Origin of the sequence: Leucothrix pacifica (assembly GCF_003172875.1) — a bacterium.
GTDB lineage: Bacteria > Pseudomonadota > Gammaproteobacteria > Thiotrichales > Thiotrichaceae > Leucothrix > Leucothrix pacifica.
Map to the genome: position 1 here is coordinate 36,502 of NZ_QGKM01000014.1, position 24,831 is coordinate 61,332.

At 46.4% G+C, this 24,831-nt stretch carries 21 protein-coding genes and 1 pseudogene; 10 read left to right on the forward strand and 12 right to left on the reverse strand.

Annotation, left to right across the window (positions count from 1 at the left end; translation table 11 throughout):
* Positions 1-44 precede the first annotated feature (44 nt).
* From gcvA to DKW60_RS07420, 3 genes are all read right to left on the reverse strand, one after another.
* On the reverse strand, positions 45-995 hold the full coding sequence (gene gcvA / locus DKW60_RS07405) for a transcriptional regulator GcvA (RefSeq protein ID WP_109837024.1): 951 nt from the start codon (positions 993-995) through the stop codon (positions 45-47).
* A 140-nt stretch (positions 996-1,135) separates the two neighbouring features.
* Positions 1,136-1,582, reverse strand: coding sequence for a DMT family transporter (locus DKW60_RS07410; RefSeq protein WP_109837025.1), 447 nt, complete (start codon positions 1,580-1,582; stop codon positions 1,136-1,138).
* Between the two features lie 848 nt (positions 1,583-2,430).
* The gene (locus DKW60_RS07420) at positions 2,431-2,889 is read right to left on the reverse strand and encodes a hypothetical protein (RefSeq protein ID WP_109837027.1); all 459 of its coding nucleotides are present in this window, start codon (positions 2,887-2,889) and stop codon (positions 2,431-2,433) included.
* Between the two features lie 240 nt (positions 2,890-3,129).
* Between DKW60_RS07420 and DKW60_RS07425 the strand changes: the two genes are divergently transcribed.
* Together DKW60_RS07425 and DKW60_RS07430 are read left to right on the forward strand one after the other, a co-directional pair.
* Complete coding sequence (locus DKW60_RS07425) at positions 3,130-3,960, forward strand: phosphate/phosphite/phosphonate ABC transporter substrate-binding protein (protein WP_109837028.1); 831 nt, start codon at positions 3,130-3,132, stop codon at positions 3,958-3,960.
* 5 nt (positions 3,961-3,965) lie between these two features.
* A complete protein-coding gene (locus DKW60_RS07430; RefSeq protein ID WP_109837029.1) occupies positions 3,966-6,146 on the forward strand; it encodes a diguanylate cyclase domain-containing protein in 2,181 nt (726 codons plus the stop codon).
* 57 nt (positions 6,147-6,203) lie between these two features.
* On the opposite strand, the gene DKW60_RS07435 is transcribed toward DKW60_RS07430, so the two are convergent.
* The 4 genes from DKW60_RS07435 to DKW60_RS07450 form a co-directional block, all read right to left on the reverse strand.
* The gene (locus DKW60_RS07435; protein ID WP_109837030.1) at positions 6,204-9,044 is read right to left on the reverse strand and encodes an FAD-binding and (Fe-S)-binding domain-containing protein; all 2,841 of its coding nucleotides are present in this window, start codon (positions 9,042-9,044) and stop codon (positions 6,204-6,206) included.
* A gap of 187 nt (positions 9,045-9,231) precedes the next feature.
* A complete protein-coding gene (locus DKW60_RS07440) occupies positions 9,232-10,623 on the reverse strand; it encodes a TRAP transporter large permease (protein ID WP_109837031.1) in 1,392 nt (463 codons plus the stop codon).
* Positions 10,623-11,258 (reverse strand): TRAP transporter small permease subunit, encoded by a 636-nt coding sequence (locus DKW60_RS07445; RefSeq protein WP_109837032.1) that lies wholly within the window; start codon positions 11,256-11,258, stop codon positions 10,623-10,625. Before DKW60_RS07445 ends, DKW60_RS07440 begins: the two co-directional genes overlap by 1 nt.
* Before the next feature lie 204 nt (positions 11,259-11,462).
* Positions 11,463-12,536: a TRAP transporter substrate-binding protein gene (locus tag DKW60_RS07450; protein WP_109837033.1), complete on the reverse strand. Its 1,074-nt coding sequence runs from the start codon at positions 12,534-12,536 to the stop codon at positions 11,463-11,465.
* A gap of 268 nt (positions 12,537-12,804) precedes the next feature.
* Here DKW60_RS07450 and DKW60_RS07455 point away from each other — a divergent pair, with 268 nt between their 5' ends.
* The 7 genes and pseudogenes from DKW60_RS07455 (at position 12,805) to DKW60_RS07485 (ending at position 17,942) form a co-directional block, all read left to right on the forward strand.
* A complete protein-coding gene (locus DKW60_RS07455; protein ID WP_109837034.1) occupies positions 12,805-13,563 on the forward strand; it encodes an FCD domain-containing protein in 759 nt (252 codons plus the stop codon).
* Positions 13,560-14,387 (forward strand): (Fe-S)-binding protein, encoded by an 828-nt coding sequence (locus tag DKW60_RS07460; protein ID WP_109837035.1) that lies wholly within the window; start codon positions 13,560-13,562, stop codon positions 14,385-14,387. Before DKW60_RS07455 ends, DKW60_RS07460 begins: the two co-directional genes overlap by 4 nt.
* Positions 14,380-15,795, forward strand: coding sequence for a LutB/LldF family L-lactate oxidation iron-sulfur protein (locus DKW60_RS07465; protein WP_109837036.1), 1,416 nt, complete (start codon positions 14,380-14,382; stop codon positions 15,793-15,795). Before DKW60_RS07460 ends, DKW60_RS07465 begins: the two co-directional genes overlap by 8 nt.
* Positions 15,788-16,438: a LutC/YkgG family protein gene (locus tag DKW60_RS07470; protein WP_109837037.1), complete on the forward strand. Its 651-nt coding sequence runs from the start codon at positions 15,788-15,790 to the stop codon at positions 16,436-16,438. The genes DKW60_RS07465 and DKW60_RS07470 overlap by 8 nt, the downstream gene beginning before the upstream one ends.
* Before the next feature lie 313 nt (positions 16,439-16,751).
* On the forward strand, positions 16,752-17,261 hold the full coding sequence (locus DKW60_RS07475; RefSeq protein ID WP_181389617.1) for an RNA polymerase sigma factor: 510 nt from the start codon (positions 16,752-16,754) through the stop codon (positions 17,259-17,261).
* A 130-nt stretch (positions 17,262-17,391) separates the two neighbouring features.
* Positions 17,392-17,457, forward strand: a pseudogene (locus tag DKW60_RS24645) (hypothetical protein); the annotation flags it as partial.
* Positions 17,458-17,489: 32 nt separating this feature from the next.
* Positions 17,490-17,942: a formylglycine-generating enzyme family protein gene (locus DKW60_RS07485; protein ID WP_109837040.1), complete on the forward strand. Its 453-nt coding sequence runs from the start codon at positions 17,490-17,492 to the stop codon at positions 17,940-17,942.
* Here the strand turns inward: DKW60_RS07485 and DKW60_RS07490 are convergent, their stop codons facing one another.
* Entirely contained in the window at positions 17,943-18,857 is a 915-nt protein-coding gene (locus DKW60_RS07490; RefSeq protein ID WP_109837041.1) for a TraB/GumN family protein, read from the reverse strand.
* 117 nt (positions 18,858-18,974) lie between these two features.
* Positions 18,975-19,964 carry a DMT family transporter gene (locus tag DKW60_RS07495; RefSeq protein WP_245929623.1) on the reverse strand — a complete coding sequence of 330 codons (990 nt, stop codon included), beginning with the start codon at positions 19,962-19,964 and terminating at the stop codon, positions 18,975-18,977.
* Positions 19,965-20,213: 249 nt separating this feature from the next.
* Between DKW60_RS07495 and phaP the strand changes: the two genes are divergently transcribed.
* Positions 20,214-20,531, forward strand: a complete 318-nt coding sequence (gene phaP, locus DKW60_RS07500; RefSeq protein WP_109837042.1) for a TIGR01841 family phasin — start codon at positions 20,214-20,216, stop codon at positions 20,529-20,531.
* Between the two features lie 393 nt (positions 20,532-20,924).
* Here phaP and DKW60_RS07505 read toward each other — a convergent pair whose 3' ends face one another.
* The 3 genes from DKW60_RS07505 to DKW60_RS07515 form a co-directional block, all read right to left on the reverse strand.
* Positions 20,925-21,659: a class II aldolase and adducin N-terminal domain-containing protein gene (locus DKW60_RS07505; RefSeq protein ID WP_109837043.1), complete on the reverse strand. Its 735-nt coding sequence runs from the start codon at positions 21,657-21,659 to the stop codon at positions 20,925-20,927.
* A 59-nt stretch (positions 21,660-21,718) separates the two neighbouring features.
* Entirely contained in the window at positions 21,719-22,837 is a 1,119-nt protein-coding gene (locus tag DKW60_RS07510) for a TauD/TfdA family dioxygenase (protein ID WP_109837044.1), read from the reverse strand.
* 413 nt (positions 22,838-23,250) lie between these two features.
* Positions 23,251-24,639 (reverse strand): aminotransferase-like domain-containing protein, encoded by a 1,389-nt coding sequence (locus DKW60_RS07515; protein WP_109837045.1) that lies wholly within the window; start codon positions 24,637-24,639, stop codon positions 23,251-23,253.
* Positions 24,640-24,831: the final 192 nt, after the last annotated feature.

Below are 24,831 nucleotides of genomic sequence, written 5' to 3' on the forward strand. Positions count from 1 at the left end.
ACCATGATGGGGAAATCGCTTAGTCAATACCGTGATCACTGATGTCATGATTCACCGTCGGTATCAGAACTGTTAGCTTCTGCCAATATCCATGAGACAAATGCTTCCACGGATTCATTCTTTACATCTCTTTCGCGCCGGATGATGTAGTAGGCAGACTCCAGCGGCATCTTCAAATCAAACGGTATGCATAGACGGCCTGCATCAATATCATATTGAGCCAGAGGCTCCATACTCAATCCAATACCCTGTTCATCAATGGCACCGCCCAATACCAGCGATACATGATTAAAGTGCAGGCCACGTTTGGCGTCGATACCTTTGACACCAGCCATCTCTAACCACTTTTTCCAACTCGGGCGACCGGTATAGCCCGTATCATCATGCAAAAGAGTGTAATGGCGCAGATCATCAGGGGTCTTTAGAGGATTCTCTTTTCTGGTCAGTAAATTTGGACTACAAAGCGGCACCGCTGACACGTCAAACAACTTATCTACGACAAACCCCGGGTAGTCACCAGAACCAAAACGAATAACAACATCAATGTCATCACCCCGAAACCATTCGTCCAAATTACCAGAGTCAACACGATTACTAATCAACGTATCATCACCGATAATTTTCATATCAATGTCCGGGTGTGTACCGGAGAACTTGTGAAGCTTTGGAACCAGCCACTTCGCTGCGAATGAGGGGGCCATACACACGTTCACACTGTCATGTTGAGTGTGTTGCTGCATTAGCTTGACAGCCTCGGCAAGGTTGTTAAACCCTTCACGTAGTTTTGGCAATGCCAGCTCAGCCGCTTCTGTCAGCTCGATAGAACGATTCTTACGCTCAAATAACTGAAACCCCAGATATTCTTCCAGTGCTTTGATTTGATGACTGACTGCCGCTTTCGTCACAAAAAGTTCATCAGCAGCCTTGCTGAAACTCAGATTTCTGGCCGCAGACTCAAGCACACGCAGAGAATTTAGAGGGGGTAATTGAAACATTAGCTAGGATTGCCCGGAACGATGTAGCGTTGAATAAGAAAGTGCGATTATAAGATTTGGTATAACTTACCTAATCAAGCATAAGAAAAAAAGGCAACTGACACAAGTGATCATAATTATTTTATATAGTTACTGATGTATCAATGAGCTTCTCTTATAGCCTCAGAGCTCGGCTTTGAGGGCATACTCACAATAATAACCCCCACAATGATGATTAAAATGCCCAGATTCTTTTGCATACTAAAGTCTTCATTCAGGCCTGGCCAGAAAACAGCTCCAAGATACACAAAGACATAAGCCAAACTAAGCAACGGGTATGCTCTGCTCAACTTCAGAAATGAAAGCACATAAATCCAAAGCAACATAGACAGGAAGTAACAGGTAATACCAACAGAGAAGTCTAATAATCCCCTAATATCTTCGCTCGACAATTGCCATGCGTAAATACTTTGAACTAACTCACCCCAGGCCGATAACTGTACAGCGCTGAGTTTCATAAAAATCTGGCCGATAGCCGTAAGGATAATAGCTAGTAGCAATATGAGCCACGTGCGGGCTGAGATCGGGTTAAGCTGTGCCTGCTTCACAACCCACCTCTTATTAATACGCTGATGCCCGCTAATATGAACACTACACCAATCCAACGCCTTATCGGGATGGCTTCTCCAAACAAATATCTGGCACCAAGTAGAATCACAACATAATTAATACTGAGCAGAGGGTAAGCAACACTTAATTCTACTCTGGACAACACCAGCATCCAGAAGATAAGTCCGACTCCCAAAAAAAGAGTACTAGTCACCACTTCAACACTGAGCAAATGTTGAAAGATGCTATCGCCTTTTAATTGTGAGTACTTTAATGAGGCTTTTTTCTGCAACAATTGGCCACTCGTTGTAAAAAACACCGAGCAGATCAATGCGAGAACAACCTCCCGTGTAAAGACCACCTTGCCTTCCTCTTTGTGTATTATTCACCCAAAAAAACCTATTATTTCATTATCACCGTAACATAGATCATTGTAAAGTTAGATATAATTTATTTAATCCAAATCAATTACTTAAAGGAATAAGTACAAGGCAAATTTCAAACCTGAAGATAGAAATATGTCGAGTTGATATTCAATTTAAGCTTATTTAATAAGCTGTTTTTATAGTTATTATTTTTTCTATTTATCATAAACTTAAAAATAAATAATTCGGCTCTGAGGGATTAGTGATACAAGGGATGAAGGGCTTCCAGGAATTTATGGTTAAGCCGGATCGTTTGGATAAAATTCTGAAATCACTTGAAAAAACTCGTAAGCGTGAGTTTAAAGTGAAGTAAGTTTTGGCGTAAGTCAGAATGATCAGGGCGGCAGTGTTAACACTACCGCCCTTTTTTTACATCGAAATAACACACAAGACCAAGGTTTACAGTGAGGATTATAAATTCTTTAGATGAAATTCATCTTCGCAGCAATGGCCCGATCTACGTGCTTACCCTCTTCATCAGTATCTTCAGCACTTGTTTCGGTTTGCTCTTGTGATTCAGCCGATGGCTCGACGAGCTCTTCCTCAACGCCTTCTGGCTCATCAACAACATCCTCTAAACCCGGGCCACCGGGGTCAATCATCATCATAAAATCATTGGGCACTACCAGAGGCGGTTTATCTTCGCCTGAACTCGATATGTAGGAAAACTTAAGCACCTCAGTTTCCAGTAAAGCCGCGATGGTATTTTCCAGCTCCCAACTTCTACAACGCGCACTGGTCAACTCACCATCAGAAAAGCGCATCAAAATTGATTGTTTACTTTCCGTCAGTAACGTCAACATTCCGGATTCTTTATTTTTAAAGATTGTCCTGAGCCGGTCAAACAGCTCGGACTTTGGCACAAAATCGCTCGTCGCCATTTCTCTCTCCACTTTATTAATTGACACCTGATATTGATCAGATGCGTGAACCCCTTGTATTTATTTTATGATAAAGAGCCCTGTTGTTTTTCCGCCAATCATAACCTAACTTCTAATCTGCCGTCTATTATCGGGCACCGACAACCATTACACATGACTACCTAAAATCTGAATTAAGTTTACCAACCGTTTAAAACGACCTAGAGTTGTACCCTTAAAAATAATAAAAATGGTGTCGTCATGAGGAAAACCTTACTCTTATGTGTGTCGCTACTAATTACCCCCTTAATCGTTCAGGCCGATGAGACTACAAAAGCCAAAACTTATAGCTTTGGTGTTGTGCCCCAGTTTTCATCTGAACGAATTAGTCGTACTTGGGAGCCAATTCTTGAATTACTTGAAAAAGAAACCGGACTGTCGTTTGAACTGAGCGGCTCATTGGATATTCCGGCGTTTGAACGCACTTTTACTAAAGGTGTGTTTGACTTCGCTTACATGAACCCATATCACGCGATTGTGGCGCATGAGAGCGAAGGCTATGAGCCTATTATTCGTGATGTAGGGCGTAGTCTCTACGGGATTATCGTGGTCAAGAAAGACAGTGCATTTAGCACTGTTGAAGATTTAGACGGCAAGAAAGTTGCCTTCCCGGCACCGAATGCTCTAGGTGCAGCCCTGATACCTCGTGCTGAGTTTAGTCGAAAACATGGGATTGATGTTGAAGAAATGTATGTAGGCAGTCATAGCTCGGTTTATCTCAATGTAGCATTGGGGCTGGCCTCTGCTGGTGGTGGTGTGCAAAAAACTTTATCTCAGCAACCAGAGCAAATTAGCAGCCAGTTAAAAATTATCAACAAAACTCAGGAAGTACCGCCGCATCCGGTCACTGCCCATAAACGCGTCCCTGATGACGTTAAAAAAGCAGTTCGCGATGCGTTTTTGAAAATTGCAGCAACAGAAACAGGTGCTAAACTATTGAAAAAAGTCCCTATTAAATCAGCCGGAGAGAGCAGTATCGGTGATTATCAGCTACTGACTGATATGAAGCTGGATGAATTCTACGTGAAATAAGTGCTATGAATCTGCGCCTGAAACTCATATTACCTTTTGCTTTACTGCTGGCAGCAGTTTACGCCTATAGCTCACTCTACATGATTCCGAGCTATATCGATCTTGCAAAAAGTAAACAACTCGAGCAAGAGTCAACCTATGTCGACCTGCTATCCACCGCACTTCTGCCAGACTTACTGGAAAGTGACTTGGCCAATGTCTACAGTACGCTGGATACCGTGTTGTCTGAGCGAAAGCATTGGTACTCACTGTCGCTTTTTAATGTGGATAAGGTGCGTATTTATCCTTTATCAGACCGCTATATTCCCAAAGATGCGGTGCTCGAATCGCTGGACCGGGATGTCATTTTCAACGGCAAGTTTTACACTTCCATCAAGCTACAGTTGGATATCAATCATCAAATTCAGGAGGAAGTTGCCTACATCGCTAAAATCCAAAATTCGGTGATGATCGTGTTGTTCTTAACCTTCTTAGCGATGTCTGTGTTTCTTGACATATTGATTAGAAAACCGATGGTTAAACTGGCCAAACTTGCCGACAGAATAGCCCGAGGTGACTACCAATCAAAGCCTGTGATACACACCAAAGACGAGGTAGGTAAACTAGGTCAGTCTTTAGAGGCCATGCAACTGAAAATTCATGAACGTGATCAGGAGATGAATCATTATTCAAATATCCAGGACACCATTCGCTTCATCCAAAGCAAATTCATCTCTGAGCAAGAAGCGACACACGTTTTTCTGGAATTACAGCGTAAAATTTTAAAGCTTACGCATTGCACAGCCGGCTTAATTGGTGAACTTATCCTGGACGATAAGCAGCAACCATATCTGTCCCCTCTCTCCACTGACAATAAATTACACCTTTACTCAGGGAGCACTGTCATCAAGATTGCGGATGACAACTATGAGCAGTACAACCAGGCCGACACCTTGATGAGTAAACTCATGTCTACAGGAAAACCGTTGATCGATAATGGGCCTGATATCCAGATGGAGCGCCTTGGCTTTCCTGTAGAAAGTGATGAAGCTGTTAAGAATTTTCTGGGCTTGCCTCTATATACGGGTTATCAGTTTGTCGGTGTCTTGTGCCTGATTAATAATAAGACCAGCTTTGATCGTTCTATCTTTAATGATCTTGATGTCTTGCTGCAAACGCTGGCTCAGTTGATCGTTGCGTATCGTGAACGTAAAACCTTAATCGATAACGAAGCACGTCTGAGAATGGTTGTCGACAATGCGGTTGAGGGCATTATCTCAACCGATGAAAAAGGCACCATTACCAGCTTTAACTCGGCCGCTGAGCGTATCTTTGGATATAGCCAAAACCAGATGATTGGCGCAAATGTGATATCACTAATCCCTGAACACAACCATACCGGACACATTGAGGCCGTTAAATTTCTACTCGACAGTAATCTCAATATTCGTCAGGTTAACAACGAGTTGGAAACAGACGGTCTTCATCGTAACGGTAAGCTCATTCCTTTGGAACTCTCAATTTCTAAAGTGGTGACTCAACAAGGCATGCAATATACCGGCATTGTCAGAGACATTACAGAGCGTAAACAACATGAAGAAGAACTCAGTCGTGCTTACAGCGAACTACAGCTAGCCCACGAACAACTGGAAGAACAAAACCGCCGGGATGCCCTGACAGGACTGGCGAACCGTCGCCATCTCGATGAAGCGCTGCAACTGGAGTGGAAACGGGCGGAGCGTCAGGCCGACAGCCCCCTCAGCATTATTCTTTGTGATATCGACTATTTCAAACCGTATAACGATACTTATGGTCATCTTGAAGGTGATGAATGCTTGAGACAAGTTGCGCTGGCGATTAAAAACAGCTTTACTTGCGAAGTTGACCTGGTAGCGCGTTATGGGGGTGAAGAGTTTATGGTAGTGCTTCCGAATACACCTGGAGACTCTGCAACGCGTCAGGCAGAAAAAATGCGAAAGAACATCTGGGCACTTGCTCTGGAACATAAGTCTTCAAAAGTTGCCGCCAGAGTTAGCATCAGTGCAGGAGTGTATACGGTAACCACCACGAAGCACCTATCACTGAACCAGTGTATAAACTTTGCTGATGAGTCCTTGTATCAGGCTAAGGCAGCAGGACGAAACCAAGTGATGCATTATGACGCCATCAACGCTGAGATGTCTGCACCTGAACAGGACATCATTTAGCACTTAAGCACTCATGACAACAACCGTTAAACGCTTATATCTGGTCAGCGCTTAGCTCTATACCGAACACTCATCCACTAAGTAAGCAATTGAGCGATACTGTCGCCCCGAATGCAAGGACAAACCAATTTCACAGGTACGGCTATTACTCACTCCCGTGGCACAATTTTCAGGTATTTGCTGCTTTAAACGGGATAATGACGCCGCATTCAACTCAGGAACACTAAAGCCCTTATCCCCCGCAAAACCACAACAGCCTTCTTCCTCAGGCTCAAATACTGACTCGGCACACAGCTTGGTTAAGTGACGTAAGGTGTTGTCCAAACCCATTTTTCTGGCACTGCAGGTAATGTGTAATGCCATAGGCTCAGGCTTTGGCGTAATGCTGAGATGTGGCAGTAAATACTGCTCGATAAAACCTGCGGTTTCTAATAATTTCAGTGGTTTTTCGAACTGCTCGATCATCCTTAACGTACAAGGACTGGTATCGCACAGCACCGGATATTTACCCTGCTCACTGGCCTCCCACAACATCATTTCCAACTGTTTGGAGGATTGCTCCGCGGCCTCGGGATAACCTTTACTGGCAAATGGCATGCCGCAACACAGCTTATCGACCTTATCAGGAATAATCGCTTCAAACCCTGCCTTATCCAATAAAGATGCCATCACTGTTTTAAGATCCCGGGATTCGCTATCGTTCACGCTTGATCCCATGCTTCGTGTAACGCAGGCGGGGAAATAGACCACTTTGCCATTACTCGCGGCCACCGAATTTGAGTGCGACGACCCGGTCACCGCTGCCGTTGCCTTATCAGCACCACGTGGCATATAAGGATGCCATGTTGGAATATGCCCGGCAGACACTTTACTCATTCCACGACTGACTTTAGACAAACCAGACTCACCTAGTGCCTTGTAAGCAAGATTCGCTGACTTTAAGCCCATACGCGTTGCCGCAGTAATCGGTGCCATATTCTTTTGCACACCACTGGCTATTTTTGCTGACAAGTCACCATGGCGATCCGTTCTTAATTCACGCATCAACTCGCCCGTATTAATCTCTACCGGACAACGCGTCGCGCATAAACCATCTACCGCACAGGTATCAATCGCATCGTAATCCAGTGACTTAGCCCATGTTTTTGCCGCCTCATCCTGACCATCAGCTAGTAATCGCGCTTGCTCACGCACCGCAACGATCCGCTGTCGTGGTGTCAGTGTAAGATGCCGGGAGGGGCAAATCGGCTCACAGAATCCGCACTCAATACAACGGTCTACCAAGTCATTTGCCGCTGGCATTGGCTTGAGGTTTTTCAGATGGATATCAGCATCTTCATTGAGAATCACACCAGGGTTTAATAGGTTCTCAGGGTCAAACAGATGCTTCAATGACCACATCAATTGATACGCATCTTTCCCCCACTCCATCTCTACAAATGGCGCCATATTACGGCCAGTGCCGTGCTCTGCTTTTAGTGATCCGCCGTACTTAACTGCCACCAATTCAGCAACATCATGCATAAAGCCAGCATAACGATCGACTTCAGCTTGCGTACTAAAATCCTGTGTAAACACAAAGTGCAGATTACCTTCCAGCGCATGACCAAAGATAATCGCTTCGTTGTAATGATATTTTTCAAATAAAGCCTGCAGCTCTCGGGTACCACGTGCCAATGACTCTATGGGGAACGCCACGTCTTCGATAATTACAGTGGTGCCTTTTTCACGCACCGCACCCACCGCCGGGAACAATCCTTTACGGATATTCCAAAGTCGTGTGTACTCCGCAGGGTCGGTACTGAACTCAGCAGGCATTAACAAGTTTTGGCCTGACAAGCACTGCTGCACTTCAACGATTCGGGCAGTTAAGGCATCAGCCGACCCACCCCGTACATCAATTAACAATGCAGCAGCTTCATTGTCCAAGGTTTTAAGTCGCTCCGGCATGCCCGGTTTATCTTGCACCGACCGAAGCCCCGCACGATCCATCAACTCAACCGCGTCAACCGGCTCAGACTTCAACGCCGCAACAGCATTGCAAGCATCTTCAATGTTTGGGAACAAGACTAATGCAGTCGCCTTGTTGGCGTAATCTGGAACCGTGTTATAGGTAATTTCTGAGATGAAGCCCAGCGTACCCTCTGAACCAATCATCAGATGCTCAAGAATATCAATTGGCTGCTCATAATCCACCAACGCATTCAGGCTATAGCCGGTGGTGTTTTTCAGGCGAAATTTATGGCGTATTTTCTCACTTAGCGCCTTATCAGACTGGACTTTCTTTGCCAGTTCAGACAGCCCTTGCAACAACTCACCATGTGACTGAGCAAAGTACTCACGACTTTTTTCATCACGTGTGTCCAGTACCATGCCGTCAGCGAATACAACCCGCATTCCCGCTAAGGTACGGTAACTATTGTGTGCAGTTCCGCAACACATACCGCTGGCATTATTGGCTGCGATACCACCAATTTTAGCAGTGGCAATAGAGGCAGGATCAGGGCCGATTTTACGGCCTAGTGGCGCGAGATACTTATTCGCTTGTGCGCCGATAATACCCGGCTGCAAGGTAATCCGCTGCCCGGCCTCGTGAATGGTAAACTTACGCCAACTGTCCCCTTCCAATACCACCAGCACCGAATCCGTTACCGATTGCCCGGATAAGCTGGTTCCGGCAGCACGAAAGGTGACAGATATATTATTCTGCCGCGCCAGCCTCAGAACATTGACCACCTCTGCCTCATCGACAACTTTCACCACCACCTTAGGAATCAGGCGGTAAAAACTGGCATCAGTGCCATAAGTCAGGCAATGCAACTCATCACGAAACACCCGGCTTTCGGGAATCCTTTCTGATAAGGAGTCACAAAAAGTATCGTAATTAGTGGTGGTCATTGAGTGTACTCCAAGTTTTCAGATACGGTGATCCGACGCCTGATCACCTTTAAATTGATTGAGTCATTCTATTTTCGACGTCAGGCATGGTCTTGCCAAGTCTGTGAGTGCCTAAATATAAAAGTATTGCCCACAGCCGTTAGTAAAACACATACCTGACTTCGTGATTGCGCTCTAACGCGCTAAGCTAATTACCATAAGCCACAGAGGGTAGCCATGTAACCAATGCAGGGAACATAAATACCAGCGCGAGACCAATCATCTGCAAGATAACAAACGGAATAACTCCTTTGTAAATATCCAGCAATGTAACACCAGGAGGACACACACCTTTCAGATAGAATAAGGCAAACCCAACTGGTGGCGTCAGGAAAGATGTTTGTAAAGTCACAGCGACCAGCAAGGCAAACCAGACCAATTCCGGCTTATCCACCACACCGTAACCATCAACTCCCAAGTCCAGACCAGACACAACGGGTGCCAGTAAGGGTAGCATAATCAGGGTGATTTCGATCCAATCGAGGAAGAATCCCAACAAGAAAACAATCAGCAGAATAAACAGGATCAAACCCATATCACCAAATGGCAATCCGGTTAATACGTCTTCAATCAGCTCATCTCCGCCTAATTCACGCAGGACTAATGCAAATACAGTCGCACCCACAAAAATAGCGAAGATGTAACCTGCGGTGTTGAACGTGTTAATCACGACTTCTTTAAGCACAGCGAAGTCCAGACGGCGATACATCATCGCCATAATCGTCGCGCCGATTGCCCCAATACCAGAGGCCTCGGTGACCGTGGCAATACCTGCAAAGATCGAACCCAGAACGGCCAGAATTAATATCGCAGGTGGGATGATATCTAAGAACACACGCCCAACCAGCGACCATTCATTGACGGGTTCTTGGTTCTCAGCCAGTGGTACATTGTTGGGTTTAATCAGACCGTAGATAAAGATATAGCCGATATACAATACACCGAGCAACAAGCCGGGGAATACTGCCCCCATAAACAAGTCACCCACCGACAAGGCCATTTGGTCACCCATGATGACCAGCATAATGCTGGGTGGAATCAGGATACCTAAACAACCCGCACTGGCCACAGTACCCAGCGCAATACTCTTACTGTAGTTTTGATTAAGCATAACCGGCAGTGACATCAGACCCAGCAATACCACCGAGGCACCGATAATACCGGTTGATGCAGCCAGAATGACACCGATCAGCGTTACCGTAATCGCCAGACCACCACGCACATTACCGAATAAACGCTGCATGGAATGCATCATGCGTTCAGCAACACCGGACTTATCCAGCATCAAGCCCATAAAGATAAACATGGGCAAAGCAACCAATACCCAGTTATCCATGACACCATAAATACGCCCGACTGCAAGCCCCAACACGTTGTAATCAAGGCCGGTAATAGTGTCTAAATAAATATCCGAAAAATAACCAACAGCGGTAAACAAAATTGCTACACCACCCAATACCCATGCGACCGGATAACCGATGAATAGCAGCAACATGAACGTGCCGAACATCGCGATAACTAAAATCTCACTGACTTCCATTAGTGCTTCTCCTCAGTGGATGTTTCGTTCTGGTGCGCTTGTACTGAAAACATGTGACGTAACAAAGAAATGCGTCCCGACGGCTCCGCAGGTTGCGGCGCATCATGGTCGTGACGGAATAAAACAAAGGACTGAATCAATCGCGCGATACCAGCAACGATCAACAAGAAAAAGCTCACCGGAATGACACTTTTAATGATCCAACGATGCGACAAACCCTGCGGACTGGAGGATGCCTCGTTCATCGCATAAGAATCCCAAACCCACTCCAGACTGTGATGAAAAATCACAATCGCAAATGGCAATAACAGGAACAGCAATCCAAATATCTCAATCGCATACTGCAATTTTCTTGGGAATTTTGAATGTAGAATGTCCACTCTGATGTGGCTGTTTTTAACAACGCCATAACTGAGGCCAAACATAATGCCGACCGCATACAGATACCATGTCAGCTCCTCCAGTGTGACCATTGCCTGATTCATGCCGTAGCGCATAAATACCGAAGCCAGAATCACAGCGATTAAAATTACATTGACCCAAGCGGCAAGATTACCTATCCGCTCGACAAAACTATTGAGTTTCTCAACCACCGGAATCCGGTAAGTAGAAACTGCTGCAGTGCCTGCACCCATCGCACTCTCCTTTTGAAGACTTGATCTTCACTTCACTACATAACGGAAAATCCGGTATTTATCTCACCTAGTCTCAAGCTACACCTGAATACTCGATTTGAAACAAACCACAGACTCCTTTTCGGTCTCACTGATAAAGCTAAGTGAGAGTCAGATACCTAATTCGCAATAACAACAAAGCAGGCATCTGACAGACCAGCTTAATTACTCAGCTTTAGCACGTGGTAAATAGCCAGTTGCACCCCATATCGCATAACCTTCCCGGAACGTCGCAAGGTTATCCCAGATCGCTTTAAACTCAGGGTCTTTTGCGGACTCTTCCACAACCACTTCGTCCCACTTGCTCTTAAATGCACCCAGCATCTCATCAGACCACACGCGGTTTTCAACGCCGTTCTTCACGTTCTCCTGCATCACAGGGAACTGCATAGACTCACCCATCGCGAATGCATCAAGAATCGCCGCTTTACAGGTCGTCTCGATCTGGTTTTGCTGGCCTTTGCTCATGTCTTTCCACGTGTCACCGTTGATGATCAACTCAAACAACGTTGTTGGCTGGTGCCATCCAGGGAAGTAGTTGTACTTCAGGATCTTGTGGAAACCGAGGTTCTTATCGATCGCAGGCATAGAGAACTCAGTCGCATCGATCGCGCCTTTTTCCAATGCAGGGAAAATTTCTTTTGACGATAACAAGCTCGTCGATACACCCAACTTTTCCATCACCAATGCACCCAGACCGAAGAAGCGCATGCGCAAACCTTCTAAATCTTCCGGCTTATCGATTGGCTTTGAGAACCAGCCTGAAGTCTCAGGAGCAACCGTTCCACAAGGAATCGCATGAACGTTCAGATTCTTCTTCTCGTACATTTCCTGCCACATTTTGCGGCCGTCACCGTAGTAAACCCACGCCAGGAACTCACCGAAGTCTGGACCGAACGGAACGGCTGAGAAAATCGCTGCGCCATTACCCAATACGCCCGTGTTGTAACCCGGAGTGGTGTAACCCGCATTGACCTGACCTTTACTGACTGCCTGCAGAATTTCTTTAGGTGGGATTAATTTGCCCGGCTCGTAGACTTTTACTTTTACAGTGCTGTCTTGAGCTTTTAGATTATCAGCCAACCATTTAGGCGTTGTTCCTAAACCAGGCAGGTGTGTACCAAAATAAACAGGCAGTTTTAACAGAACTTTCTTATCTTTTGCGTGTGCAACTGCTGACCCACCTAATGCCGCAGCGATAGCAACACTCATTGCTACCTTAGTCAGTTTTTGAAACATGATTGCTCCTCATCGTGTTAACTAAAAAACTTACCAATTAATTGAATTGGTAAACTGGTAAGTCCAAATATTCTCAACGCTAAGTCATCAAATTGTCAACCGAAAAATTATGAACAAGGTTTAAAGAGACGCCAAAAATAACTATTAATCTAGTAGTTTCATAAACTTAAGAGTCAATAAATTTTATCTTTAATAGGGCTATTGCATTCCTGTTTCGGACTTATTAGAATGATTTCACAAATTGGTAAGACCAATAGTTGAGGGAGTCATGAAAAAACCACGTCTGTCAGAACGCATCGCCGAACAACTTGAAAGCATGATTTTAGATGGCAGTCTAAAGCCGGGTGACCGCCTGCCAGCCGAACGTGTTTTATCCGAACGGCTGGAAGTGTCACGCCCTTCCCTGCGCGAAGCGATTCAAAAATTGATTAGTAAGGGACTGCTATTTACCCGACCGGGTGGCGGCACTTTTGTAAAAAACAGCATCGCCACCAGCTTTAATGATCCAATGGTTGCGATGTTTCGGGAGAACCCGGAATACCGCTTTGACGTACTGGAAATTCGTCATGCACTGGAAGGAAACGCTGCGTTTTATGCCGCTTTGCGCGCAACGGATGATGACAAAGTACGCATCCGCAGCAACTATGAGCAAATGATCAAATTGCACGGCAGCAAAGACCCAATGGATGAGGCACGGGCCGATGCTGCCTTTCATTTATCCATCGTAGAAGCCTCTCATAATCTGGTTCTGCTGCACGTGATGCGTGGACTGTTTGAGCTCTTACAAAACAGTATCACCCACAACCTTGACAAGCTTTACACCATCCCACGCGTGTTCGATCCGCTTAGCGCGCAACACAAAGAACTGATGGAAGCCGTGGCTGAAGGCCGTCCGGAAGATGCCCGCAAAGCGGCACAGCATCACCTCGCCTTCGTTGAAGATTCCATCAAAGAAATTGACGCTGAAGAAGCCCGTAAAATCCGCTCTCTCAACCGTATGAACATCCTCGGAGAAACACCAAAATGACCACTCTATTGCAACCCGACTCCGTTTATTTTTACGGGACTTGTCTAATCGATTCTGTCTATCCGAACGCTGGTGTGTCTGCCGTTGAGTTACTGCAACGTGCAGGCATTCGTGTCATCTACCCACAGGCGCAAACCTGCTGCGGTCAACCCGCATGGAACTCTGGTTACCGGGATGAGGCACGTGAAGTTGCGCGTAAGCAAATCGCTTTGTTTCCTAAAGACATTCCCATCGTTGTGCCTTCCGGCTCTTGTGGCGGCATGATGAAACACCACTACCCTGAATTATTTAAAGGCGAACCGGATGAAGCAATGGCATTGCAAGTTGCCGGACGTATCTATGAGTTCACAGAGTTCTTGGTCGATGTCTTAGAAATCAAACTTGCCGGAAAGGGCGTCAAAACTGATGTTGCGATCCATACCTCCTGCAGTGCGCGACGTGAAATGGGCGTGGCTGATAAAATTGAACAACTGGTCGGACAATTAGAAAACATCACTGTTCACGAACAACATCACAAGAAAGAATGTTGTGGTTTCGGCGGAACATTTGCCATCAAAGAGCCAGAAATTTCTGCCTCGATGGTCACCGACAAAGCGGATGCCATTCGCGAGACCGGTGCGAGTGTGATGATCACTCAGGACTGTGGTTGCATGATGAACATCAGCGGCGCGTTTGAGTATGAGAATCAACATCATGCTTTACGAATGCCACAATCAAAACACATCGCTGAATTCTTACTGGAACGCAGTGAAGTGTTGTGCACTAAGTACGATATCAATGTGCCAGAAACATCTGATACAACGGAGGATGCAACCCATGGCTAAGCTGTCAGACTTCAGAGTCCGCGTAGAAGACGCCCTCGCCAATGAAGAAGTACGCGGCAATTTTCGCAAGGCAATGGATGGTTTAATGAGTCGCCGCCTAGACCAATTTCCGGATGAGGCAGAGTTAGAGCGCCTGCGTACACAAGCCATGGCGATTCGCTCCAACTCGCTGGACAACCTGCCAGATCTTTTAGAAAAGCTGGAAACTAATCTCACCAAAAACGGCATTCAGGTGCACTGGGCAGAAACGGTTGAGGAAGCCAATCAGCATGTGCTGGCGATTATGAATAAGCACAATGCCAAGTCCATGATCAAAGGGAAGTCCATGGTTTCCGAGGAAATGGGACTCAACCACTTCATGGAAGAGCTTGGCATTGAGTGCTTAGAGTCAGATCTTGGCGAGTTCATTATCCAGCTAGATGGCGAAATGCCCTCGCACATTATCATGCCGGCGATTCACAAAAATAAGCGGCAGATTGCCAAGCTGTTTCAGGAAAAATTCCCGGACATTCCTTACACCGAAGACGTGGATGAGTTGACTCAAACCGCGCGTAAAATTCTGCGCGAGAAGTTCTTTAATGCACCTGTGGGCTTATCAGGCGTGAACTTTGCTGTCGCAGAAACTGGTACGCTCTGTTTGGTAGAGAATGAAGGTAACGGACGTATGTCTACCACCGTTCCACCGGTGCATATAGCCGTGACAGGTATTGAAAAAGTGGTGGAAAAACTCAGCGATGTACCACCACTAATGAGCATTTTGACACGCTCCGCCACCGCTCAACCCATTACCACCTATGTAAATATGATTAGCTCACCGCGTAAAGAAGGTGAAATGGATGGGCCGAAGGAAGTGCATTTGGTACTACTGGATAATGGCCGCTCCAATATTTACAGCGACCCTGAGTTGCTGGCGACTTTGCGCTGTATTCGTTGTGGTGCCTGTATTAATCATTGTCCGGTGTATGTACGCGTTGGTGGACACAGTTACGGCACGGTTTACCCCGGCCCGATTGGTACTGTGCTGGAGCCTCAAAAGGATGGTTTAAAAGCACATGGAGAACTGGCACAAGCCTCCAGTTTATGCGGTGCCTGCGGTGAAGTTTGTCCGGTACGTATTCCGTTACCAAGCCTGATTAACCGCTTGCGTTACGAAGGCGTGAGACAAGACCAAAGCAGCACCAAAGACTCCGGCAGTCGTCGTAAAACTGCTGAAGCACTGACATGGAAAGGCTGGTCATTTGCCGCACAGCATCCCCTGATCTACAACACCGGAGCCAGTGCCGCTGCCAGCTTCCGCAAACTGATGCCATCAAAAATGGGCGCCTGGACGCGGGTACGCACCGCACCACCTATCGCTGCAAAAACCCTGCACCAACAGCTAAAAGCAAAAGGAATCGACAATGAGTAAGGCACGTAACAATATAATCAATCGACTCCGCACCACTAAGCCGGAGCCTTGCCATTTTAGCGAGCGCGACCACCTCAGCCGCTTTAACTGGGATAAAGAGGAACGTATCAACCGTTTTGTTGAACGCATGGTTGCGGTGCGTGCTGAAATTATTCATGCCAGCAAAGACGACTGGGCTGAAAAAATCGCTGAGATATGTCAGGAGAAACGCCTGAAAAACATGTTGGTATCGCCGGAAACAGCGCAAGGAAAAGTGCTGTATAACATGGTGGATCAGCTACCAGACTTGCAATCTTACGACCACGAAATTGAAGACTGGAAGTCGGAAATGTTCAATCAAACCGATGCTGGATTTACGACGACATTGGGCGGCATTGCTGAAACCGGGTCATTGATTTTATGGCCAACCAAGCATGAACCTCGTTTGATGTCGTTAGTACCACCGGTGCATATTGCGCTACTGGATACGAATCAGCTGTATACGACCTTTTCGGAGGTAGTGAAGGAGCAAGGCTGGGTGGATAAGGGGATGCCAACGAATGCGTTGTTAGTATCCGGGCCTTCTAAATCGGCAGATATTGAACAAACGCTGGCTTATGGTGTGCATGGCCCCAAGGAATTGGTGGTAGTTTTAATTTCTTAAAATATGGCTAAAATTAAACCAATGATTAACCAATTTCATTAAATTCCTAATGGGAATGAGGCCGGCATATTCATTTAATTTCGCCTCGATTAGGATTATATAGAGACAATTGAGACCAAGTAGCGAACAATAGCGACCTGTGGAAATATAGACTGGCGAATAATATGCTATTATCGACACAAAGAAACATTCTTAATAAACGTCGCCAGGTAGGAAAGCGATGCAGGATAAGGCACTTAGTAGCAGTCATGAGACCAGTTGCACAGATATGCTGTGCCACCTCTTAGACCAAAACAATGATCATGGTGCTGCTATGATGAATCTTATTGAGCACTACATCAATCATTTCAACCAACGCTACGCCAATCTGGAATTTCACGAGCGCCAGGACATTCGGCAGGACATTGCTATTAAACTGATTAGTCAGGGCCATAAAGTCAGAGATAACTGCAGTAGAGCCTGGGTTTACACCGTCGTTAGAAACCAATGTATCAACCACATTCGCAGCAAATCGAAACACTTATCGATACCAAACGCTCAGCACTACACCGACGTCGAAAGTAATGAGACGGGGTTAATTCCATCACTGGATGAAGGCCACAACGTTCGCCTATTGCAACAGATGGATTGTCTTCAAAAAATATTTGATCAAATTGAGGCCAAAGAAACGGGCAAAGCGGATGTTGCTATGTATACGCAATATGCTTTTGGACTGAGTTATAAAGAAATATCAAAGTGCTCTAAACGCAGGGTTGACGCCATCGGTCGACGTATTTCAATACTAAAAAAGCGTCTGAAAAAACTCGCTGAGGAATGTTGTTAGGAGGAGAGATGAGTAATCAAGATGATCCGGATCAAACATTAATTCCAAAAGACGACGACGAACAGTGGCGTAAAGTCCTTCATGGCGAGATCCCCCCCTGATCATGGATGCGCAGGGACATCCTTTTGTAATGAATCCTGAGCTTTCATGGAGTAATCCGGGTTATGAACAAAATGATAGCTTCCCGGTTACCTGCGTCAGCTGGCACGACGCACAAAACTATATAAGTTGGCTGAACAAAAAACCAACTCCAACTACCGTCTGCCAACCGAAACTGAGTGGGAGTATGCGGCCAGAGGTGGACAATCCACCGCCTACTTCTGGGGCTCTCAAGCCAGTCACAACCAAGCCAACTACAAAGGCGTAAAAGGAAAAGATCGCTGGAAATTTGCAGCACCGGTCGGCCAATTCCCTGCGAACAAATTCTCAGTCCAAGACACCTCTGGGAATATGTGGGAATGGGTACAAGATTGCTGGCATGACACTTACCAAGGCGCACCAACAGACGGCAGTGTATGGGATTATGACTGCAAAGATATCGACACTCAGGTTCGCCGGGGTGGTGCATGGGACGCCAATACGGTGGGGATTCGCTCTGCAAACCGCAGTCCCGGCGGCAAACATGACCGCAGTAATCTCTATGGTTTCAGAGTGGCCAGAGATTGGCTGAAACCGGAGTAATCACTCAGGAGTAACCAGATCTTCACCATCAAAAGGCTCCACCGTATACCCCTTTTTCTCCAACTGCTGCAATAGCCCATCCTTACCAATCATGTGCAGCGCGCCCACCAGCACCAGCTCAATTTCCGGTGTTTCAAACAGTGCCTCAATCTTTGGCATCCAGTTATTATTACGCTCAACCAATAGCGCTTCATAAGCCTTCGGGTAATCCTTTACAAACGGCTCCAGTAACAGCTCGCGATATTTTGCCCGATCTCCTGATCGCCAGGCGTCTTTCATATCCTTCATCATTTTTGGCATGTCTGCCAGATCACGCAGGGTATACATAATCAGCTGATCCGGGTTACCTTCGCCGATCGTGGAGAAAAATGCCATTTGCTCTTCGATGGTTTCCATCTGGCCCAACGTCTTTTTATCTTCACGCGCTTTGGTATCGTAAAACTCATCCACGCCTGAATCGGTCATGCCCATGGCCATTAGCTCCATCGACATCAACACCAAATAGACGCCACTGGGATTAAAGCCATTGATCACTGCCATTGGTAAGCCGCGCTCTTTGGTAAAAGCCTCCAGCGCCTCCATAGTTTCAGGCTTTAATACCTTGTCCAGTGTCTCCCCTTCCTCAGCCATGAGAAGCGGCATAAGCGCCTCGGCGGTTTCCGGGTCTTTCATCTTCTTAATACCCACCTCAAAGAAAACAGCTTCAGACTTTTGGTACGCCTGCTCATACTCCTCAGGCAGCGGATAATCATCCTTACTGAGTACATGAACTGTGCCACCAAGGTAGATATATTTTCCGTCTTTTTCTGCTTTCCACACCGAGCTATCCGCCATCGCTGCGGGGCCGCACAGTAGGGAGGAAAGTAGCAGAGAGGTCAGTGAGGGTAGTTTATAGCGCTTATTGTTATCAGTCATGATGAGTTCCTGAGTATGCTGTCGGGGGCTTAAACAGTGGAGGCGTGTTTAAGGTTTAAACTGAATACTACAAGCATCTTTTGTAAATATAAACCGATAATGTTTAACTAATAACCTTCAGGTATTTTGATTCATGCGGCATTGGCTTAGATAATATCGCCCAAGTACCACCAACAGGATGCCACCGAGTATCATGACACCTGATAATAACAAACGACTAGTGATCGCTTCTTGCATAAAAATAACGCCGCCGACTGCTGCGATAACCGGCACCAATAATTGCAAAACCGCTGCCTGTGTGGATGACAAACCGCGTAAGGCGCTATACCAGATGGTATATCCCACGCCTGAGGCAATGCCGCCCGACAACATCGCCAACAATACACCTTGGGCAGTTAGTTGCAGCTGCGATAGCATCAGAACAAATAACACAATCGCCATGGGCACTGTCCGCGCAAAATTAGAAGTGGTGTCACCAAGCGGATCTTCAGAACCTTGACCGCGTAGTGTATAAAAACCCCAAGCCACACCTGACAATGACATCAGGATAAAACCAATCAACGACGGCGTACCCAGCCCCGGCAACACTAAATACACAAATCCACCAAAAGCCAGAATCACGCCCAGCCATTCCAACCAATACAAACGATTCCCGCGAATCAGAGACACCGCGATCATGGTCAGCTGCACCGCACCAAATAATATTAACGCGCCTGTACCGGTATCCATCGACACATAAGCAAAGGAGAATGTCGCCGCGTAAGTAAACAACATGACTGCGGCAAACCAGCTGCCTTTTTTCATTAGACTAGCCCTCACCACCGAGCGAGTACCGCCGTCATTGCTACCGGCAATAGGCTGAGTGGTGACATCATTGTGATTTATGCCGGAGTCAGACGTCGTCCCCTGCGTCCGTTGCATTTGAATCCCCACAATCAACAATAACACCACTGCACCAGTGGCCAAACGGATCACGGTAAAACCGGATGCATCTATCGCTTCAGTGCCCAGGGCCAGCCGACATAATATAGAATTTGCTGCGAAAGCAATTAATGCCAGCGCAGTGAGTAAAATAGTCTTAAGTATCGGGGAGTATGTGTTTGCCAAGGTGTCTGCCTTTTTACTGATTGGGTCTTGAGAATATACGGGTTTTAGCTTGCATTTTTAAGTATACGGATAAAGCTGAAGTATAGATATCGACAGCTTGAGAGGCTTATTTTCATTACGTCAATCCATTTTTAAAAAATAATTGTTGCACCGCAACATAAGCCTTGATACATTACACCCATGCTGCAGTGCAGCAACGAATCAGAAACATAGATTCCTCCTCCTTAAAATTTGATTGAGATTATTACCATGACACAAGCATTTGATTTTGAAAAAGCACTAGCGCCTTCTAAGGCAATGACTTCTTTGGCTATCGAAAAAGCTGAAGCATTAATCGCTCTTAACACTGAGTTGCTATCTAAGTACAGCGCAATGACTATTGCTAACACTAAAGAAGCTATCGAAGTAAAAGACGCTGAAGCGGCTAAAGCTTACTTCTCTAAGCAAGGTGATGTTGCAAAAGAAGTAATGGAAAGCATCATGGAAGACAGCAAGAAAGTTGCTAAGATCAGCGAAGAGTACACTGCTGAAGTACAGAAGCTAGTTGCTGAGTCTGTAAAGTCGTAAGACCTTTTATCGTTCCCTAAACGATAGAAACAAAGAAGCCGCGATCTAATGATTGCGGCTTTTTTCGTTGAGCGGGGTAACTCAGGTGCTGGTAGCATTTTTATTATTATTTTTATCGCTATTTTGTAAAGATTGGGAGCCGGCAATCGGCGGGGACTTCTCACACGACCCCCAAATTTTCACAACAATTTCAATGACTTTTATTATTATAGTGTTTTTATTTTTCTAATTATTAAATCATTGTTAGCCCCTAGAAGCTGTTGACTATTCTACGTTTTGAGAATGAATCATTTATTAACTAATCAACGAGTTTTTAGCCCATTCTCAGTTAATACGCTGACCTAGAAAGCTAGTGTTCAGTTTCAGAAAAAGATCTTCATAAGCCCCGTTATTTTAGTCTTTATAGTCGTCTCCGGCTTTATCCAGAATCTCTTTTAAGCTGGCAAAATGCTTTTCTGCCTGACCAGGGTACAAGGCTAATTCTCTGGCCGTTTTCTCCGCGACCTCATGGGATAGTACTCGCAGTGGTTTTCCAGTCTGCAAGGCACGAATGTAGGTTTCAGCAGCTCGTTCAAAATAGAACAAACGATTGAAAGTATCCGCAACACTGTCACCTAACACCAATAAACCATGATTACCCATAATCATTACTTTGACTTTTGGGTCACCCAGCAGTCGCGAGCAACGCTCGCCCTCTTCCTCGAAGGCCAACCCACCAAAACTGTCATCAATCACATAGCGCTGGTAGAAGGTTGCGGTGTTTTGGTCAATCGGTAATAGACGACTATCTTCCAGTGACGCCAGTACCGTGGCGTATCTTGAGTGAACGTGCATCACACAACGAGCATGCGGACAATAGCGATGCACCGAGCCATGCAAACCCCACGCCGTTGGGTCTGGTGCGTCCGGTTGGTTCAGGACATCTGGGTCATTGGCATCCAGCAGTAATAATTCACTGGCTTTAATCAGGGAGAAATGTCGCTGGTTGGGATTGATCAAAAACTGCGTCCCGTCGTCATTGACCGCCAGCGAGAAGTGATTGGCCACTGCCTCATGTAAGTCTAGGCGGGCGGCAGTGCGAAATGCAGCAGCCAGATCGATGCGCTCCTGCCAGTGTGAAAGTGCCATGTTTACTCCTGAAAATTGTATTCCCTCCCGCCTATAGTCGTCACGCGACGGGGGAATTGTCAATGTTGATTTGCTAGTCTAACGCGGTAGGTGCTGCGCATTTCTCCCCGATCCACATAGCAGCCTCGCAAAAAACGCGCGCCACTGCCTTCAGTAAATGCCTCTCGCCCATGTGCAATGCGGTGATTATCAAAGACAATACACTCGCCGGCATTCAGGCGGAATTTCATCAGGTATTGCGAGTCTTGCATCATGTGGCCGAACTTGCGGAAGGCGGGATAGAATTGATCCATAAACTGCTGAGGCATATCAAATACATCAGACAAGTGCTGACTAAAACTCACTCCACTCACCTCACCATTGTCAGGGTCTATTTCGATAATGCGTTGACGTGCCCTGACATCTTGTGAGTCGGTGGTATAGCGAAACGGTACTTCGGTATCGGTGAGTATTTTGAAATATTCGGGGTATTGTTCGCGTAGTGCATTCGCCACACTGGTGGCATCCACAAATAAGCTACGGCCACCGTCGGCATCATTCTCACGGCAATGTAAAAACTGCAGACCGGGCGCAAGTTCTTCCGGCGGTAAGTCAGTGTGTAATTCCAGTGCTTTACTGGTATAGGCGAGATTAACCGGCTTGAGTTCTGAGCGCACATTAAAGGCATAACCGGAAAATGAAGGACGCACTGTACCGATGAGTTCGCAGACTTCCTGCAAGGCATCATCCGTATCCGGCATCGCGGTCAATAAGGCGATACCCTCATCCAGCAGCACTTCTGTCCAGTCAGCGACTAAGGCTGGATTTGTCACCAAGTCGTCGTAACTAAATCGGGCGATATCCTCGTAATGATCGGCATACCAGGAACGACGCGCACGCACCGCGATATCACCATGACCTGCTACATTGCCGCCTTCGTTTTTGTACCAGTGACTTAACCACGCCAAGGGATACTGACTTTGATGACCATCCGGCCAAGTGATATGGAGGGCATCATCATCAAGCGTCGCGACATCCGCCTTTAAATGATCAGGCTCCGCGAGTATGTCAAAGGCGCGCTCCTGAGTGTCTTCATCCCACGAGCTGGGGCAGTTATCCCGCAACCAATAATAGTTGAAATAAGCCTGATCGCCATTCGGCATCGTTAGCTGCAAACCATTCTCTTTCAAAACCGGCATGACTGACTCCAGGAAAAACTGTCCTTCCAGAAATATATACCCAGTTAGAGGGTGCAAATAAACAAAAAAATCTAAGGGTTTGGCTTAGGGATAGTTAGTCTTGTCACGAGACTTCTGACTCAAGAGGAGTCGGCTGAACAATGGGTGATAGTAACCTGTCTCGGTGATAAAAAAAGGCCCATGAGAAGGTATCAAAAACTCACAGGCCCGTATCTGTTACAGCAAGAACAACAACTTATTTTTTATTATTTTGCTTGTTTCTTTTTATTATTTTTTAGCTTCATTTCTTAGTTGTCTGATCATCATTCTACGTTTTTAATCTGAATGATTTATTAATTTATAACGCTATATTTGTTGAATAATATAGCATATTCACCATTTACTAAGCTGCCGTTCAGTTTCAGAAAAAGATCTTAAAAAACGTATAAATGACCACTTAGCCCGCTATCTAACTCTTCCCGAATAATGCTCAAGCCCTGCTCAACATCGTCAAAGCTGGCGGGAGAGCTCAGGCAAATGCGAATCGCCTGTGGCGCAGGAAAACGCCCTACCGCAAATGGCTCTGATGACAAGACGGCTACTCCTTTTTCCAATAACCTTGCTTCAAAGTCTGGGGCTCGCCATGGGTCGGGCAACGATAACCAACAATGAAAACTGCCGTCATGGGTGCGGAATTGATAGCCGTCAAAAATACGTCTGGCCGCGTCAATCCGGCGTTGTAGTTCGGCACGAATTATGGTTTCGGTACGGGCGAATTCACTACCAGAAATCCAACGCTGTGCCACCTCAACCGTAATTGGCGAGGTAAACCAACAATGGGAACGAATCGCTGACGACACTTGCAAGCTCAGTCGCGATGGCGTAACCAGATAGCCCACCCGCAAACCACCTGCTAACATTTTGGAATGTGAATGAATATACAGACAACGCTCTGGATTCAGCTGATGAAACCCCGGCGGCTTATCGTCACAGTAATAGCCCGATAAGGCGTCCTCGATAATCCACAGGTGATAGCGCTCCACAATCGCCATAATCTCGCGCTGACGTTCCTCAGTCATGGTGGCATTGGTTGGGTTTTGGGCGACAGGGGTACAATACAGCGCGCGGTAGGTACCGCTTTTGCAGTGCTCTTCTAGCGATGCAGGAATAATGCCGTGCTCGTCCTGCTCCAACCCTGTTACTTTAATCCCAAGCTGTGCGGTAACGGCGGTTAACCCCGGGTAGGTTAAGCCTTCACATAACAACTGCTCACCCGGCCTGACCGTGGCAGCAATCGCCAATGTGATACCGTGCTGACCGCCGCAGGTAATGACAATATTATCCGGTGCGGTATCCACGCCCTGCTCTTTTAGCCATTGCACCGCCCACTCTCGCTGACGCAGAGAACCTTTTTCCGGCTGATAACCGACCAGATCGAGATTGGGCACTTCATCAACCACCTCGCGCAGACTTGCCTGCAATAAGCGGTCAGTGTCCAGCGGCACAGGCAAATTCAAACTAAAATCAATACGCTGACGTTGCTCACGCGCCAGAATCGCAAAGCCTGCTGGCTTATCATCCGCTGAGCTGATAAACGTGCCACTACCCACCCGTGCATTCACCACCCCGCGTTTCTCAGCCTCGGCATAACCACGGGTCACTGTGCCCACAGTTACGCCTAACTGATCGGCCAGCGCCCGGTGAGTCGGCAGCTTATCGCCATCTTTTAGCACCGCATCTGAGATGCCCTTTTCTATTTCATCAGCAATGGCTTGATACATTGCTTGTTGATAACCGCTGAGGTCAGGTCGCCACATTGTCATGGATACAATACTTTTATTGACTTGATTAATAAGTAAATACAGAATCAATTGTCTCGACTAAATCGTTACAAATAGAGAATTGTAATGATGACAATTCTACAATAAAACGCGACATCTGAAAACAGGCAATAGGTATAACCACAGGGCAATCGCTTGAAACCACCCAAGGAAATTAGGCATAAAGGAAGCTTT

Coding starts and splice junctions, on each gene's coding strand:
- DKW60_RS07455 (WP_109837034.1), top strand. CDS start 12,805: ATGAAAAAACCACGTCTGTCAGAACGCATCGCCGAACAACTTGAAAGC.
- phaP (WP_109837042.1), top strand. CDS start 20,214: ATGACACAAGCATTTGATTTTGAAAAAGCACTAGCGCCTTCTAAGGCA.
- DKW60_RS07430 (WP_109837029.1), top strand. CDS start 3,966: ATGAATCTGCGCCTGAAACTCATATTACCTTTTGCTTTACTGCTGGCA.
- DKW60_RS07425 (WP_109837028.1), top strand. CDS start 3,130: ATGAGGAAAACCTTACTCTTATGTGTGTCGCTACTAATTACCCCCTTA.
- DKW60_RS07515 (WP_109837045.1), bottom strand. CDS start 24,639: ATGACAATGTGGCGACCTGACCTCAGCGGTTATCAACAAGCAATGTAT.
- DKW60_RS07510 (WP_109837044.1), bottom strand. CDS start 22,837: ATGCCGGTTTTGAAAGAGAATGGTTTGCAGCTAACGATGCCGAATGGC.
- DKW60_RS07435 (WP_109837030.1), bottom strand. CDS start 9,044: ATGACCACCACTAATTACGATACTTTTTGTGACTCCTTATCAGAAAGG.
- DKW60_RS07460 (WP_109837035.1), top strand. CDS start 13,560: ATGACCACTCTATTGCAACCCGACTCCGTTTATTTTTACGGGACTTGT.
- gcvA (WP_109837024.1), bottom strand. CDS start 995: ATGTTTCAATTACCCCCTCTAAATTCTCTGCGTGTGCTTGAGTCTGCG.
- DKW60_RS07440 (WP_109837031.1), bottom strand. CDS start 10,623: ATGGAAGTCAGTGAGATTTTAGTTATCGCGATGTTCGGCACGTTCATG.
- DKW60_RS07475 (WP_181389617.1), top strand. CDS start 16,752: ATGATGAATCTTATTGAGCACTACATCAATCATTTCAACCAACGCTAC.
- DKW60_RS07505 (WP_109837043.1), bottom strand. CDS start 21,659: ATGGCACTTTCACACTGGCAGGAGCGCATCGATCTGGCTGCTGCATTT.
- DKW60_RS07420 (WP_109837027.1), bottom strand. CDS start 2,889: ATGGCGACGAGCGATTTTGTGCCAAAGTCCGAGCTGTTTGACCGGCTC.
- DKW60_RS07465 (WP_109837036.1), top strand. CDS start 14,380: ATGGCTAAGCTGTCAGACTTCAGAGTCCGCGTAGAAGACGCCCTCGCC.
- DKW60_RS07470 (WP_109837037.1), top strand. CDS start 15,788: ATGAGTAAGGCACGTAACAATATAATCAATCGACTCCGCACCACTAAG.
- DKW60_RS07445 (WP_109837032.1), bottom strand. CDS start 11,258: ATGGGTGCAGGCACTGCAGCAGTTTCTACTTACCGGATTCCGGTGGTT.
- DKW60_RS07490 (WP_109837041.1), bottom strand. CDS start 18,857: ATGACTGATAACAATAAGCGCTATAAACTACCCTCACTGACCTCTCTG.
- DKW60_RS07450 (WP_109837033.1), bottom strand. CDS start 12,536: ATGTTTCAAAAACTGACTAAGGTAGCAATGAGTGTTGCTATCGCTGCG.